We start from the raw sequence: 12,711 nt of genomic DNA on the forward strand, positions 1-12,711 counted from the left end.
GTCAGCCGGCCTGGAAGCTGGCAAATCTAACCCCCACCGACACGCCGAACCAGACACACATTTTGACCCTTAACCCACTAACCACGGCGAGGCTTAACGCGCTGTCCCCAAAACCGCGAAAGGCCGCAGGCAATAAAACCTGCGGCCACTGTGGAGCCGCCTGCGAGAATCGAACTCGCGACCTTTTCATTACGAGTGAAATGCTCTACCGACTGAGCTAAGGCGGCGCGCTGCTTGGCATGCGCCAGTGCAGCAAGAGAGAGTTTAACCTAGGGGCGCCGCGGAATAGAAATCGGGTCCCACCTACAGGCACGCACGGCGCAGGCGGCCCACCAACCCGTCGAAGGCAATCTGCGTGCCGACGTTTTGGGTCAGCTGCTCGCGGCACAGCGTGATAGCCGCCTGGCAGTCCAGCAGTCCTTCCTCGCTCACGCGCTGCGCGAGCTCACCAGAAAGACCGGCGAAGTCCGGGTGGGTCAGATCCACCTGCGCCCCCACCTTCTGCATGAGCGCATCGCGGTAGACGCCGGAGAGATCAACAAGCACGAGGTCCAGGTTGTCGATCACGCGGCGCTTGGCCCGCTTCTTGTGCTGATCTTGTAAGTCTTTAATGGCGGAGCGGGCGTCGCGCTGTGCCTTGGCCGCGCCCTTGCCCTTCGCGCCCACGCCGAGGGTTTGTTCCAACTTCGCCAGCTCGGCCTCTTCTTGTTCCTTGTGCGAGTCCTTCGCCTCCGCGTCCACCATCTTCAGCAGCGAGGTCACCGCTTGGAAGCCCTGAGAGCCGTGGAAGACCTCTTCTGCCAGGTTGATAGCCACCGCGCGGCGCTTTTGCACGGCCGGATCGTTGACTAGGCGCCGCGCCCTGCCGACGTGGCGGAGAGAGGTAAGGGCGGCCAAGTGGGCGTCGTGATCCGAGGCGCCCTCGCTGACCAACTGGGCGGTAATGCTCTCCACCGACGGGGAGGGGATGTAGAGGTGACGGCAGCGCGAGCGGAGGGTTTGGGAGAAGTCCTCGGGGGCGTCGGAAGGAGCGCACATGATAATTACGGTGCGCGCCGGCGGCTCCTCCACCGTCTTGAGCAAGGCATTCGCACCGTTATTGTTCAGGCGGTCAGCATTATTGAAGATCACCACGCGCCATGGCGCCACCGTGGGCAGGCTCGCCGCGCGGCCGATGACCTCGCGCACCGTATCCACGGGAATGATGACCTCCTGTGGATCCACGAGGACTAGATCGGTGTGCTGCTTGGTCTCCAGCACCGCGCGGCAGGCCTCGCAGCGGCCGCAGCCCGGCTCCTCTGGGTCCGTGCACATGAGCGCGGCCGCAAAATCGATGGCGGCCAGGGAACGGCCGGAGCCCGGCGGGCCGGTAAACAGCCAGGAATGGCTCATCGCCCGCGGGTCTGCCCCCGGCATCCCCCGAGCTGCCCGGGCGGCGCCCAGGATGGTGCGAGCCACACCTGGGGTATCTGCCAATCTTTGCGCAACGCTTCCGGTATTCACTCGCCCTAGCCTACTGGTCTTACTAAAGTATGAAAGCATGAACAGACTACTGCGCGGCGCACGATGGCTCATGGGTACCCAATGGCCGGTCTACGCCGCCTTAGTCCTTGGCGCGAACCTCATCGGTGCCATCGCGATCATGACCTTCGTCCTTTATTTCTTGCCGATGCCGGAGATTAAGGACTTTGCCGCCGAGCTGCCCAGCCTGATGGGCGTCGCCGCGGTGTACCTCATCTTTGCCGTGGTCATCGGCATCGCCGTCACCCTGCTGCTTTTCCGCCCGGTGCTGGACTGGCAGCGCAACCCGGACGAGCACGATCCGAATATGGTGCGCAACTTGGTCATGCGCATCCCCGTCTACCAATCCGTGGTGGCGGCCGCGGTGTGGCTCATCGGCATCATCCTGGCCGTGGTGATTTCCGGCCGGGAATCCGGCCGTCTCGGACTCGTCGTGGGCGTGTCCGCCACCCTGGCCGGCCTCGTGGTGGTCATCCTGACTTACCTGCAGGCCGAGCGCCTCGTACGCCCGGTGGCTGCCCAAGCAGTGGCGCGCCGCTTCGAGGACGCCACCCTGGAGCCGCCCATCAAGTACCGCCTCATTTCGGCCTGGCTGATGACCTCCGGCGTGCCGCTGGTCGGCATCTTGCTCGTACTCATCGCCCAGCGCACCGGGCTCTTCTCCGGCACCGCAGGAGACCTGGTTCCCGCCATCACGGCCCTGGCACTTACCGCCCTGGCCACCGGTTTTATCGGTACTAGCTTCGCGGTGATGAGCGTGGTGGACCCGATCGTGGAGCTCCAAGACGCCATTAACCGGGTGCGCCGCGGCGAGAACAATGCCGAGGTAGATATCTATGACGGGTCAGAGCTGGGCGTGCTGCAGGCCGGTTTCAACGAGATGATGCGCGGCCTGCGCGAGCGCCAGCGCGTGCGCGATATCTTCGGCCGCTACGTCGGCGCCGAGGTGGCGCAGCGCGCCCTAGAGGAGCGCCCCGAGTTGGGCGGCGAGGACCGCAAGGTCGCGGTGCTCTTCATTGACGTCATCGGTTCTACTACCTTCGCCGTCAACCACTCCCCTGAGGAGGTAGTGGAGGAGCTCAATAAGTTCTTCGAGCACGTCGTCAAGGTGGTGCACCGCAACAAGGGCATCATTAACAAGTTCCAGGGCGATGCCGCGCTGGCTGTCTTTGGCGCGCCGCTCAATGTTTATGATTCCGCCTCCATGGCCCTGCAGGCCGCTCGCGAGCTGCGCGGCGAGTTGCGCGGGCTGGAGCTGCAAGCGGGCATCGGCGTGGCGGCGGGGCACGTCGTCGCCGGGCACATCGGCGGCGCGGATCGCTTTGAATACACCGTCATCGGTGACGCTGTAAACGAGGCCGCGCGCCTGACCGAGCTGGCCAAGGACACCCCGGGCCAGGTGCTCACTAACGCCGCCACGCTCAAGACCGCCAATGAGGCCGAGCAGGCCCGCTGGACTATGATGAAATCCATTGAGCTGCGCGGTCGTCACCGCATGACCCAGCTGGCTCGCCCTATCCGCGCTACCCTGGCAGAACGTTCCGAGGTATAACGAGGTTTTTAAGTGAGCTCAGCTTCCCGGCCCCGCATGATCGTGCCCGATGTGGCGCGCGGCATGGCCCTTCTAGGCATCGCCATGGCCAATATGACCACGGCATGGATCATCACCACCGACCGGCCGGGCAGCTATTTCGGCGGCATCATTGATGGCAGCGCGTGGGATAAGGCGGCCGTCGTCTTCGGTGCCTTCTTTGTCCACAACCGCGGCCTGCCCATGTTTTCTACCCTGCTCGGCTTTGGCGTGGGGCTCATTGCGATGAGTCTGTGGCGGCGCGGGTTTCCGGTGCGGGCGGCGCGCTGGGTCATCGCCAAGCGCTATGCCTTCTTGGCGCTCATGGGCGCAGTGCACTTGGTGCTGCTGTTTTGGGGCGACATTATGTTCTTCTATGGCGTGGCGGGAATTATCATCGCCTTCCTGCTGCGCAAACGGGATTCTACCCTCCTGCGCGTTGCCTATATCCTATTCGCGCTGTGCGCGCTGGGCGGGGTGGTGGCCTTCATTTCCGGCGCTGTGGATCCCAGCGGCGTAGTGTCCACAGAGGGCATTGGCACCATTGAGTCCTACCCCGATTTGCTGCTCAGCCAGCTTATTACCCTTGGCAGCCAGGCTGTTGCCACGCCGATCATTGTGCTGATGTACCTGCCCGTCATGCTGGTGGGCTTTGTGTGGGCGCGCCAGAGCGTGCTTGCCGACGTCCCCTCTCACCGCCCCACCCTCCTGCGCTGGGTCGCCATTGCGGTGGCCATTACCGTCGTAATCGGTAGCTTGTGGTCTTTGAGCACGCTGGGGGTCATCGGGCAGCGCTGGGCCAATGCGGCCAATAATGCCAACGCTTTCATCGGCGTCTTTACCGGGCCTGGCATCCTGGCCGGGCTCGCGCTGCTGCTGCAGCCGGTGCAGGAGCGGCTTTCAGCCGGCGCGCCGCTGCCCGCAGTGCTGTGGCCCTTTGCGGCGCTGGGCAAGCGCTCCATGAGCGGCTACGTAGGGCAGTCCATTCTCTTTTTCTTCCTCGTGCACCCATTCACGCTGAACTTCGGCCACGATCTGGGCGCCTTCGGCCAGGCCGCGCTGGCATTCGCGGTGTGGCTGGTCACGCTTATCGGGGCCTGCGTGCTGGAAGCCTTCGACCTCCGTGGGCCGTTCGAGGCGGTGCACCGCCGGCTGTCCTATGGTCCGACGATGCAGCCGCAGCTACCGCGTGCGGCACAGGCCATCAATGAGCAGCAGGTGGCCAACAACTAGGGCGCCCGCCTCGGCCGCGCCCACTAGGCGCGCCCCCTGCTTCCGCTTACCGCTATGTTGCTGCGCGAGCGCCGCGCGCAGGGCCGTCAGCCCCTCGGCCGCAACGAGCAGGTTGGCGCCGTGGCTGATGCCCTTGCCGGCATCGGTGCGCAGCGCTGGATCTCCCGCCAATGCCGAGGTCGTGAGCACCGCCGCGCCGCCCACCGCGACCGCAGCGGCCGTCGGCTGTGTGCGAGTGGCGGCAACGCCCGCGCCCCATGCTGCCACGCGCAGGCCCCAGCCCAGGGCATCGTTGCGCGCGCCGCGGCGATAGAGGCTCCATGCATAGGCGGCGTGGTTCGCTGTTACGGCCGCCACGCCGAGCGCCGAAGGACGGGTCAGCCGGCGGGCCTTTTCCACCTGGCCGATGGCTCCGGCTGCAACTCCGGCGCCAATGGCGGGCTCTTCGCGAACCGAGGCCAAAACCTCCGGCCGCGCGCTGATGTCGGTAACGGCGCGCCACAGGGCCGCGGCGCCTTCTTGGGTGCGGGCAAGAAAATCGTTCATGCCCGCCACCTTACGCGGTTACTTCTTGCGCGAGCCGGCCTTTACCACGTTCTTCGTGCCGGGCGAAGGCTTCTTAGTTGCCTTCTTGCCAGCCTTCTTCGTGGACTTTTTGGTGGCCTTCTTGGTTGCCTTCTTCTTCGTCGTCTTCTTAGAGGACTTCTTCTTGGTCTCGCCGGAAGCTTCCTTGGCGCGGCGCTCGGAAAGGAGTTCGTTCGCGCGGGCGTCGGTAAGCTGCTCCGGGTCATCGCCGCGGCGCAGGGAGGCATTGGTGGTGCCGTCGGTGACATAGGGTCCGAAGCGGCCGTCCTTGACGGTCATGGGCTTGCCGGAGACGTCGTTATCGCCCAGTTGCTTAATCGGCGGCTGGGCCGCTGCGCGGCCGCGACGCTTCGGTTCGGCATAGATGCGGCGGGCCTCGTCCAAGGTGACGGTGAAGATCTGCTCTTCCTTGGCCAAGGAACGCGAGTCATTTCCCTTCTTCAGGTACGGGCCATAGCGGCCGTTCTGCGCGGTGATCATCACGCCGTCGTCCTCGCCCACCTCGCGCGGCAGGGAAAGCAGCTTAAGTGCCTCTTCGAGGGTGACCGTAGAAGGCTCCATCGAGCTAAACAGCGAGGCCGTACCCGGCTTGAGTTTGTTTTCGATGTACTCCTTGACGCGCTTTTCCTTCTGCTTTGCGGCCGTCTTGGTTTCCCAGTTCTTGGCACGCTTGCCTTCCTCGGCGCGTTGCTTGTCTTCCTCGGCGCGCTCCTTGGCGACGACCTCCTCGGCCTCACCCTCGGCCTTCTCACGTTCATCCTCGCGGACGATTTCGGTGACATACGGGCCGAAGCGGCCTTCCTTGGCCACGATCATGCGGCCGTTTTCCGGGTTCTCGCCCAGCTCGCGGCCGCCCTGCGGAGTGGCGAAGAGCTTTTCCGCCAGCTCCTCGTTCAGGCCGTCCGGGGTGACGGTTTCGGACAGGTTAGCGCGCTGATACTCAATGCTTCCGTCGTCGTTAGTGCCAACGGCACGCTCGATATACGGGCCGTAGCGGCCCACGCGGACGAAGACGTCGCGGCCCTCGGTGTCGGTATAAAGCAGTAGCGAGTTGACCTTGCGGGCGTCGATGGCCTCCAGATTGACGTCGATAAGCGACTTCAAGCCGCCGTGACGGGCAATGGAGGCCGCCTTTTGCTCGTTGGCCTCGGCGTTGCCAAAGTAAAAACCATTGAGCCAAGCGGTGCCGTCCTCGATACCGGTGGCAATCTGGTCTAGCTCGTCTTCCATAGAAGAGGTGAAGTCATAATCCACCAGCTCGGTGAAGTTCTCCTCCAACAGGCCCACGACGGCGAAGGCAACCCAGGAGGGCACCAGCGCATTGCCGCGCGAGACCACATAGCCGCGGTCCTGGATGGTCTTGATGATGGACGCGTAGGTGGACGGGCGGCCGATGCCCAGGTCCTCCATCTTCTTGACCAGGCTGGCCTCGGTATAGCGCGCCGGCGGATTGGTGGAGTGACCCTCGGCGGAGACCTCCTTGGCGGTCAGGGCGCGGCCCTCCTCCAAGTGCGGCAGGCGGGTCTCGCCCTTCTTATCACCCTTGGCCTCGTCCGCGCCGTAGGCCTTCAGGAAGCCGGGGAAGGTAATGGTGCGGCCGGTGGCGGAAAATTCCACGTCGTAGCTGCCGTTATCCGTAGTGGCATTGCCCGCCACGGTGACCTTCATGGAGGTTCCCTTGGCATCGGCCATCTGGGAGGCGACGGTACGCTTCCAAATCAGGTCATAAAGCTTAAACTCCTCCGCATCCAATTGGCCGGAGAGCTGGCCCGGGGTGGCGAAGGACTCGCCAGCCGGGCGGATAGCCTCGTGAGCCTCCTGGGAGTTTTTCACCTTGCGGTCATACACGCGCGGGGAATCAGAAACGTACTCTGCGCCATAGATGCTGGTGGCGGAGTTGCGCGCGGCGGACAGGCCCTGCTTGGACAGCGAGGTGGAGTCCGTACGCATATAAGTAATGTGGCCGTTTTCGTACAGGCGCTGCGCAATGCGCATGGTGCGCTCAGAGGTAAAGTGCAGGCGGCGGCCGGCCTCCTGCTGCAGCGTCGAGGTCATAAACGGCGCATAGGGCTTGCGCGTATAGGGCTTGTGTTCGACCCCAGCGACCTGCATATCCGCACCGCGCAGCGCGGTTTCTAGCGCCTTGGCCTGTGGCTCGGTGATGACGATGACGTCTTTGCTCTTGACGTTTCCGCGGTCATCAAAGTCGCGGCCCAAGGCCACGCGCTTGCTATTGACGGCCGTGAGGCGGGCGTCGAAAGTAGCGGGGTTGTCCGCGTCCGCAGCGCCGGTATCTAGCGTGGCGGCCAGGTCCCAATAGTCCGCGGGGATGAACGCCATGCGCTCGCGCTCGCGCTCGACGATGACGCGGGTGGCCACCGACTGCACGCGGCCGGCAGAAAGCCGCGGCATGACCTTCTTCCACAGCACCGGGGAGACCTCATAGCCGTAGAGTCGGTCGAGGATGCGGCGGGTTTCCTGGGCGTCGATAAGGTTGTAATCCAGATCGCGGGTATTATCCGCGGCCTCCAGGATCGCGGACTTGGTGATCTCATTGAACACCATGCGGCGCACCGGAACCTTGGGCTTGAGCACCTCCAGCAGGTGCCAGGCGATGGCCTCGCCCTCGCGGTCGGGGTCTGTTGCGAGGTAGAGCTGGTCGCACTGCTTCAGCTTGGACTTGAGGTCCGCGACCTTTTTCTTCTTATCGGGGCTCACCACATACAGCGGGGCGAAGTCATCCTCCGGGTTCACGCCGAGGCGCGCCCAGGATTCCTTCTTATACTTAGCCGGCACGTCCGCAGCACCGCGGGGAAGATCGCGGATATGGCCCACGGAGGCCTCCACGATGTAGTTATCTCCGAGGTAAGGCTGAATCTTCTTCGCCTTCGTCGCCGACTCGACGATCACCAAGGTCTTTCCCGGCCCGGCTGCTTCTGCCACTTCGACTTCATCCCTTTCGATGATGCGAACAATAAGGTATGCACGCTTTCAGCAATCGCCCCTAGCGTACACAGTTGATCTGCATTTCCTTTCTCGCACCATATACGCGGTACTGCCAAAAGGCCGTTTTCAGGGGCACTATGTACCCCCACGGAACGGGTCTATACTGGCCTACTTAGAACGCCCAGTAGCTGTGAAAGCATTGTGGGGCACAATAGCACACCCAAGACGACGCCCGGGGAGGATTCATGGTTGACACCATCACTATGTGGATTGAAACCGTCATGTCCACAGAGTGGATCTACCCGCTGGTGGGCGTACTGATCTTTGGTGACTGCTTCTTCCCCGTGCTGCCTTCTGAAATCCCGCTAAACATGGCCGGCGCCTGGTCCGGCTCCCAGGGCTTTCCGCACCTGCCCACCATGTTTTTCGTAGCGCTCATTGCCGCCATGATGGGCGATAATCTCTGTTTCCTGCTGGGCACGCGCTTCATGCCCCTGCTCCAGCGCGTACCTAAGGGATCGAAGGCCTACGAGGGGCTCAACTGGGTCAAGCGCAATATGCGCCGCGGCGGCGGTGCGGCCATTATTATTGCCCGCTTCATTCCTTCAGCGCGCCTGTTTATGACCATCCTGCTGGGGTCCATGCGCTTCCCGTGGATCGTCTTTGTCTTCTTCGACACCATTGGCGTTGCGCTCTGGGCGGCCCAGGCGCTCGCCATTGGCTACTTGGGCGGCATGGCCTTTTCCAATTCGCCGGTGCTGGCTGTGGTGATCAGCATCATCGCCGCCGTCATCATCGGCGTGGGCCTGCAGAAACTGCAGAATAAGTTCACCGAGTGGTGGGATACCCGCCGCGGCTACGCCGAAACGCCCTAACTGGAAGGCCTGAGCGGGGGAACCGGCCTCCTAAACTACGGACACGGCCTGGGCCTGCTCGCCCTTCGGACCGGAGCCTACCTCGAACGTGACCTGCTGGTTTTCTTCTAGGGTGCGAAAGCCGCTGCCCTGGATCTCGGAGTAGTGGACGAAGATATCGCCTTCGCCGTCCGCACGCTCGATGAAGCCGTAGCCCTTTTCAGAGTTAAACCACTTAACGGTTCCTTGTGCCATGGTGTGCAGTCCTTTTCTTGATTAGCGGTGCGGCGATTCCGCGCCGAGGGGTTCGGTAAATGCGTCCTTTAGCAGTACCTTAAAGTGTAAACACCGCACCAAGACATCATTGGCCTCATATCAGTGTGACACGTTCCACGCCAAAGCGATAGGCCTAACTCACGAGGGGGTAGAAATTGGCTCACCCGGAAACGGATAATCCCCTGGGAGAAGAGCTACTCGAGTTCATCCAGCGCCGTCTCGATGAGTCCACTCTCACATTTCACACCACCCTGCCACCGCAGCGCGCGCAGTATGCCGAGTGGCCCGAATGGGTGCTGCCGGAATTAAAGGAGAAGCTGGTAGAAGGGGGCGTCGGCAAGCTATATAGCCACCAAGCCGAGCTGGCGCAAGCGGCCTGGGGCGGCGAGGATGCCGTGATTTCTACCGGCACATCCTCGGGAAAGTCCCTGGGCTACCAGCTGCCCATCCTGAGCCGGCTAGCGCAGGACCCAACCACCTGCGCGCTCTATCTCACCCCCACCAAGGCGCTGGGCTCGGACCAGCTGCAGGCGGTGCTCGAGCTGTGTCGGGGCATTCCGGCGCTCAGGGACGTAGTGCCCTCGCCCTATGACGGCGATACACCGCAGGAATCCCGCGCGGGCGTGCGCGATCATTCGCGGTTCATTTTCTCCAATCCGGATATGGTGCATATGTCCCTGCTGGCGGCGCATGCGCGGTGGGCGCGGCTGCTGCGGCACCTGGAGTTCATCGTCGTCGATGAATGCCATTCCTACCGGGGCGTATTCGGCGCCAACGTAGCGCTGGTGCTGCGGCGCCTGCTGCGCCTGTGCGCGCACTATGGCTCGCGGCCGACGGTTATTTATGCCTCGGCCACCATGAAGGACCCGGGCCGGCATGCGCAGCGCCTTACCGGCCGACCCGCCCACGCGATTACGGAGGACACCGCCCCCACCGGCGCGCGCACCGTGGCGCTATGGGAACCGGGTTTTATCGAAGGGGCCGAGGGCGAGCACGGAGCGCCGGTGCGACGCGCCGCCACCACCGAGGCGGCCGAGATGATGGCCTCCTTCATCGCAGAAGGCGCGCGCACCATGACCTTTGTGCGTTCGCGCCGCTCGGCCGAGGTGGTGGCCATGCGCGCGGCCGAGGTGCTCTCCGGGAGCCTCGGCCGCCCCGATTTTGCCCAGCGCATCGCCGCCTATCGCGCGGGTTACCTGGCCGAGGACCGCCGCAAGTTGGAGCGCGCGCTTGATGACGCCTCCTTGCTCGGCGTCGCTACCACCTCCGCCCTTGAGCTGGGTATCGACGTCGGTGGGCTCGATGCCGTGGTCACGGCCGGTTTCCCGGGGACCGTCGCAAGTTTTTGGCAACAGGCAGGGCGCGCCGGCCGCCGCGGGCAGGGCTCGCTCGTGGTGCTCATCGCCCGCGATGAGCCGATGGATACCTACCTGGTCCACCATCCGGAGGCACTGCTGGGGCGGCCGGTGGAGGCCAGCGTGTTCAACCCGGCCAATCCGTATATCCTCTTCGGCCACGTTTATTGCGCCGCGGTAGAACAGCCGCTGGATGATGCCACGATTGCCGCCTGGGGCGCGCAGGATGTGGTTCACCAGCTGGCCGAATCTGGCCTGCTGCGCCGCCGCGAGCGCGGCTGGTTCGCCGTGCCCATCCCCGCCCATACGCCGGAAGAGCTCTCCCCGGAGACGGCACATACCGCGGTTTCGCTGCGCGGTGGAGCGGGCGAGGAAGTCATGATTGTGGATTCCTCCGACGGCCGCCTGCTCGGCACCATCGACGCCGCCCGCGCTACCAGCCAAGTCCATCCCGGCGCGGTATACCTGCACCAGGGCGAGAGTTTTGTCATCGAGGAGCTCATCCTCAGCGATTACCTGGCACTGGCCCGCCCCGAGACCCCGGACTATTCCACGACTCCGCGCTCCACCACGGATATCCGCATCCTGCGCGAGGCCGATAACCTGGTCAATTACTCCCCAGGACTGTGGGTGGCGGACGTAGAGGTGGAGGTCACCGACCGCGTCACCGGCTACCAGGTGCGGCTTGCCGACGGCACCATTGGCGACGATATCCCCCTCGATCTCCCCGAACAGCGCCTGGTAACCCGGGCGGTGGCCTACACCATCGATCCGATGGCGCTTTCCGCGATGGGGGTTACCGCCTCCGATACGCCCGGCACCTTACACGCGGCCGAGCACGCCGCCATTGGCCTATTGCCGCTTATCGCCACCTGCGACCGCTGGGACATTGGCGGCGTGTCTACCGCGTTGCACCCCGATACGCAGCTGCCCACCGTCTTTGTCTACGACGGCCACCCCGGCGGCGCCGGTTTCGCCGAGGAAGGCTTCCGCCGCTTCCCCGAATGGATCGAGGCCACCTTCGAGGCGGTGCGCTCTTGTCCGTGCGAAGCCGGTTGTCCGTCGTGCGTGCAATCGCCCAAGTGCGGTAACGGAAACAATCCGCTGAGCAAGGACGGCGCCATCAAGCTACTGGGTGCGCTGGTCACCATGACGCAGAGCTAGCCGCAACTTAAGCGGTTCTGCCTTTTTCTTCATTTACTCGCTGCGCCCGCGCGTATTCATAGTCCGCGCTGCGCTGCAACAGCTCCTCACGCCGATGAGGAAACCGCTCCAATATTATGCGCTGAATTTCCGCCGCTGCACGTGCGCGAGTGCGCCGCACTTCCGGATTCGGCTCATAAAAAGGCGAGCCTTGCGGATGCCTCATGGAGCATCGCCTCTTTCTTCTTTCGGGGCAGATTTGTCGAGCTCACCCTCTTTAAACTCTTGGGCAAAATCCCATAGTGTGTTGATAAAAGGGGAATCTCCTTCAACGTCCGATAATAATCCCAGAATTGTGGGGAGAAAATACCATCCAGTAATTCTTTCGGCGCTTTCCGCCGAGTCAGTCTTATCGATACACCACTGCACAATTCCCCACCATCTATCTTGTTCCCGCCTATGATCCGCTTTGATTTCTTCGCGTACCTTTCGGCGGTATTCCCGCCAAGCGATGAAGCCTGCTACGGCTGCCACCGCGGTGGGGATAAGGCGCACTACTACTTCTTGCCAGGTCATACCGGCCCGGCCTTCGCTTGAGTGGACCGTCCACGAACCGTGGCAGTGACGATGACGTCGCGGCCGGATTCGGTGCAGGTTTCTAGGGTGGCGTCGTTAAGCTCGGCGGTATCGCGCGCGGCGGCACAAGCATCTTCACCCGTAGCGAGGGCCCAGGCACCGGCAACCGCCGCGAGGTCGGCCGCCACTTGCGCCTCGTGTCGCGCGGCCACGCGCGAGCCCACTGCCGCCACGATAAGCAGCAAGCTCACGATGGCGACGATGATGCCGGCCGCGGCAATGGTGGCATAGCCTTCCTCGCCGCAGCGCTGCGGCCTACTCATTTCCGCCCACCTCGGCCGGAAATACCGCCTCGGAGCGCATGGTGCCGACGGGGGCATCGACGCTTACCGACGCCCTCACCAACCCACCGCTTTCTTCCACGCTGACCTGGGCATCCTCGCGCGGGGGATGGTATTCGACGCCGATGGCGTGCGAACGCGCAGCCGCGCCCGCCATGTCTACCGCGGCGATATAAGATGCCAGCGTGGCAATGGCACCCACGATTCCCGCCGCGACCAAGACCAGGGAGCTTAAAGCCAAGGCGGCCTCGATGGTCACGGAGCCATCGTCATCAAATACCCTGTGCATCATTCCTCCTTTCTGCCGGCAG

At 63.6% G+C, this 12,711-nt stretch carries 11 protein-coding genes and 1 tRNA gene; 4 read left to right on the forward strand and 8 right to left on the reverse strand.

What is annotated here, in order from left to right; translation table 11 throughout:
- Positions 1-151: 151 nt before the first annotated feature.
- Positions 152-227 (reverse strand) — tRNA-Thr (locus tag QP941_RS09190).
- 76 nt (positions 228-303) lie between these two features.
- On the reverse strand, positions 304-1,542 hold the full coding sequence (locus QP941_RS09195) for a DNA polymerase III subunit delta' (RefSeq protein WP_284868735.1): 1,239 nt from the start codon (positions 1,540-1,542) through the stop codon (positions 304-306).
- On the opposite strand from QP941_RS09195, the gene QP941_RS09200 reads away from it, so the two are divergent.
- Together QP941_RS09200 and QP941_RS09205 are read left to right on the forward strand one after the other, a co-directional pair.
- A complete protein-coding gene (locus QP941_RS09200) occupies positions 1,541-3,073 on the forward strand; it encodes an adenylate/guanylate cyclase domain-containing protein (RefSeq protein WP_284868736.1) in 1,533 nt (510 codons plus the stop codon). The two genes, QP941_RS09195 and QP941_RS09200, sit on opposite strands and share 2 nt — an antisense overlap.
- Before the next feature lie 36 nt (positions 3,074-3,109).
- Complete coding sequence (locus QP941_RS09205) at positions 3,110-4,324, forward strand: DUF418 domain-containing protein (protein WP_394371987.1); 1,215 nt, start codon at positions 3,110-3,112, stop codon at positions 4,322-4,324.
- Here the strand turns inward: QP941_RS09205 and QP941_RS09210 are convergent.
- Together QP941_RS09210 and topA are read right to left on the reverse strand one after the other, a co-directional pair.
- A complete protein-coding gene (locus QP941_RS09210) occupies positions 4,274-4,870 on the reverse strand; it encodes a hypothetical protein (protein ID WP_284868738.1) in 597 nt (198 codons plus the stop codon). The genes QP941_RS09205 and QP941_RS09210 overlap by 51 nt on opposite strands.
- Positions 4,871-4,888: 18 nt before the next feature.
- Positions 4,889-7,852 carry a type I DNA topoisomerase gene (topA, locus tag QP941_RS09215; protein WP_284868739.1) on the reverse strand — a complete coding sequence of 988 codons (2,964 nt, stop codon included), beginning with the start codon at positions 7,850-7,852 and terminating at the stop codon, positions 4,889-4,891.
- A gap of 248 nt (positions 7,853-8,100) precedes the next feature.
- On the opposite strand from topA, the gene QP941_RS09220 reads away from it, so the two are divergent.
- Positions 8,101-8,730, forward strand: coding sequence for a DedA family protein (locus QP941_RS09220; protein ID WP_284766116.1), 630 nt, complete (start codon positions 8,101-8,103; stop codon positions 8,728-8,730).
- 30 nt (positions 8,731-8,760) lie between these two features.
- Here the strand turns inward: QP941_RS09220 and QP941_RS09225 are convergent, their stop codons facing one another.
- Positions 8,761-8,964 carry a cold-shock protein gene (locus QP941_RS09225; protein WP_284868740.1) on the reverse strand — a complete coding sequence of 68 codons (204 nt, stop codon included), beginning with the start codon at positions 8,962-8,964 and terminating at the stop codon, positions 8,761-8,763.
- Between the two features lie 176 nt (positions 8,965-9,140).
- On the opposite strand from QP941_RS09225, the gene QP941_RS09230 reads away from it, so the two are divergent.
- Positions 9,141-11,504, forward strand: coding sequence for a Zn-binding domain-containing protein (locus tag QP941_RS09230; RefSeq protein ID WP_284868741.1), 2,364 nt, complete (start codon positions 9,141-9,143; stop codon positions 11,502-11,504).
- Between the two features lie 201 nt (positions 11,505-11,705).
- On the opposite strand, the gene QP941_RS09235 is transcribed toward QP941_RS09230, so the two are convergent.
- Genes QP941_RS09235 through QP941_RS09245 form a run of 3 tightly spaced genes read right to left on the reverse strand, consistent with a single transcriptional unit; the run spans position 11,706 to position 12,689 of the window.
- Complete coding sequence (locus QP941_RS09235) at positions 11,706-12,059, reverse strand: hypothetical protein (RefSeq protein WP_284868742.1); 354 nt, start codon at positions 12,057-12,059, stop codon at positions 11,706-11,708.
- Positions 12,056-12,382: an Rv3654c family TadE-like protein gene (locus QP941_RS09240; protein WP_284769191.1), complete on the reverse strand. Its 327-nt coding sequence runs from the start codon at positions 12,380-12,382 to the stop codon at positions 12,056-12,058. Before QP941_RS09240 ends, QP941_RS09235 begins: the two co-directional genes overlap by 4 nt.
- Complete coding sequence (locus QP941_RS09245; RefSeq protein WP_005323101.1) at positions 12,375-12,689, reverse strand: hypothetical protein; 315 nt, start codon at positions 12,687-12,689, stop codon at positions 12,375-12,377. Before QP941_RS09245 ends, QP941_RS09240 begins: the two co-directional genes overlap by 8 nt.
- Between the last annotated feature and the right edge of the window lie 22 nt (positions 12,690-12,711).

It is taken from the genome of Corynebacterium sp. MSK150, assembly GCF_030229215.1.
GTDB lineage: Bacteria > Actinomycetota > Actinomycetes > Mycobacteriales > Mycobacteriaceae > Corynebacterium.

Bases quoted from the DNA above. Each gene is read 5' to 3' on its own strand.
- QP941_RS09205 (WP_394371987.1), top strand. From the start codon at position 3,110: ATGATCGTGCCCGATGTGGCGCGCGGCATGGCCCTTCTAGGCATCGCC.
- QP941_RS09225 (WP_284868740.1), bottom strand. From the start codon at position 8,964: ATGGCACAAGGAACCGTTAAGTGGTTTAACTCTGAAAAGGGCTACGGC.
- QP941_RS09210 (WP_284868738.1), bottom strand. From the start codon at position 4,870: ATGAACGATTTTCTTGCCCGCACCCAAGAAGGCGCCGCGGCCCTGTGG.
- QP941_RS09245 (WP_005323101.1), bottom strand. From the start codon at position 12,689: ATGCACAGGGTATTTGATGACGATGGCTCCGTGACCATCGAGGCCGCC.
- QP941_RS09200 (WP_284868736.1), top strand. From the start codon at position 1,541: ATGAACAGACTACTGCGCGGCGCACGATGGCTCATGGGTACCCAATGG.
- QP941_RS09220 (WP_284766116.1), top strand. From the start codon at position 8,101: ATGGTTGACACCATCACTATGTGGATTGAAACCGTCATGTCCACAGAG.
- QP941_RS09195 (WP_284868735.1), bottom strand. From the start codon at position 1,542: ATGCTTTCATACTTTAGTAAGACCAGTAGGCTAGGGCGAGTGAATACC.
- QP941_RS09235 (WP_284868742.1), bottom strand. From the start codon at position 12,059: ATGACCTGGCAAGAAGTAGTAGTGCGCCTTATCCCCACCGCGGTGGCA.
- QP941_RS09240 (WP_284769191.1), bottom strand. From the start codon at position 12,382: ATGAGTAGGCCGCAGCGCTGCGGCGAGGAAGGCTATGCCACCATTGCC.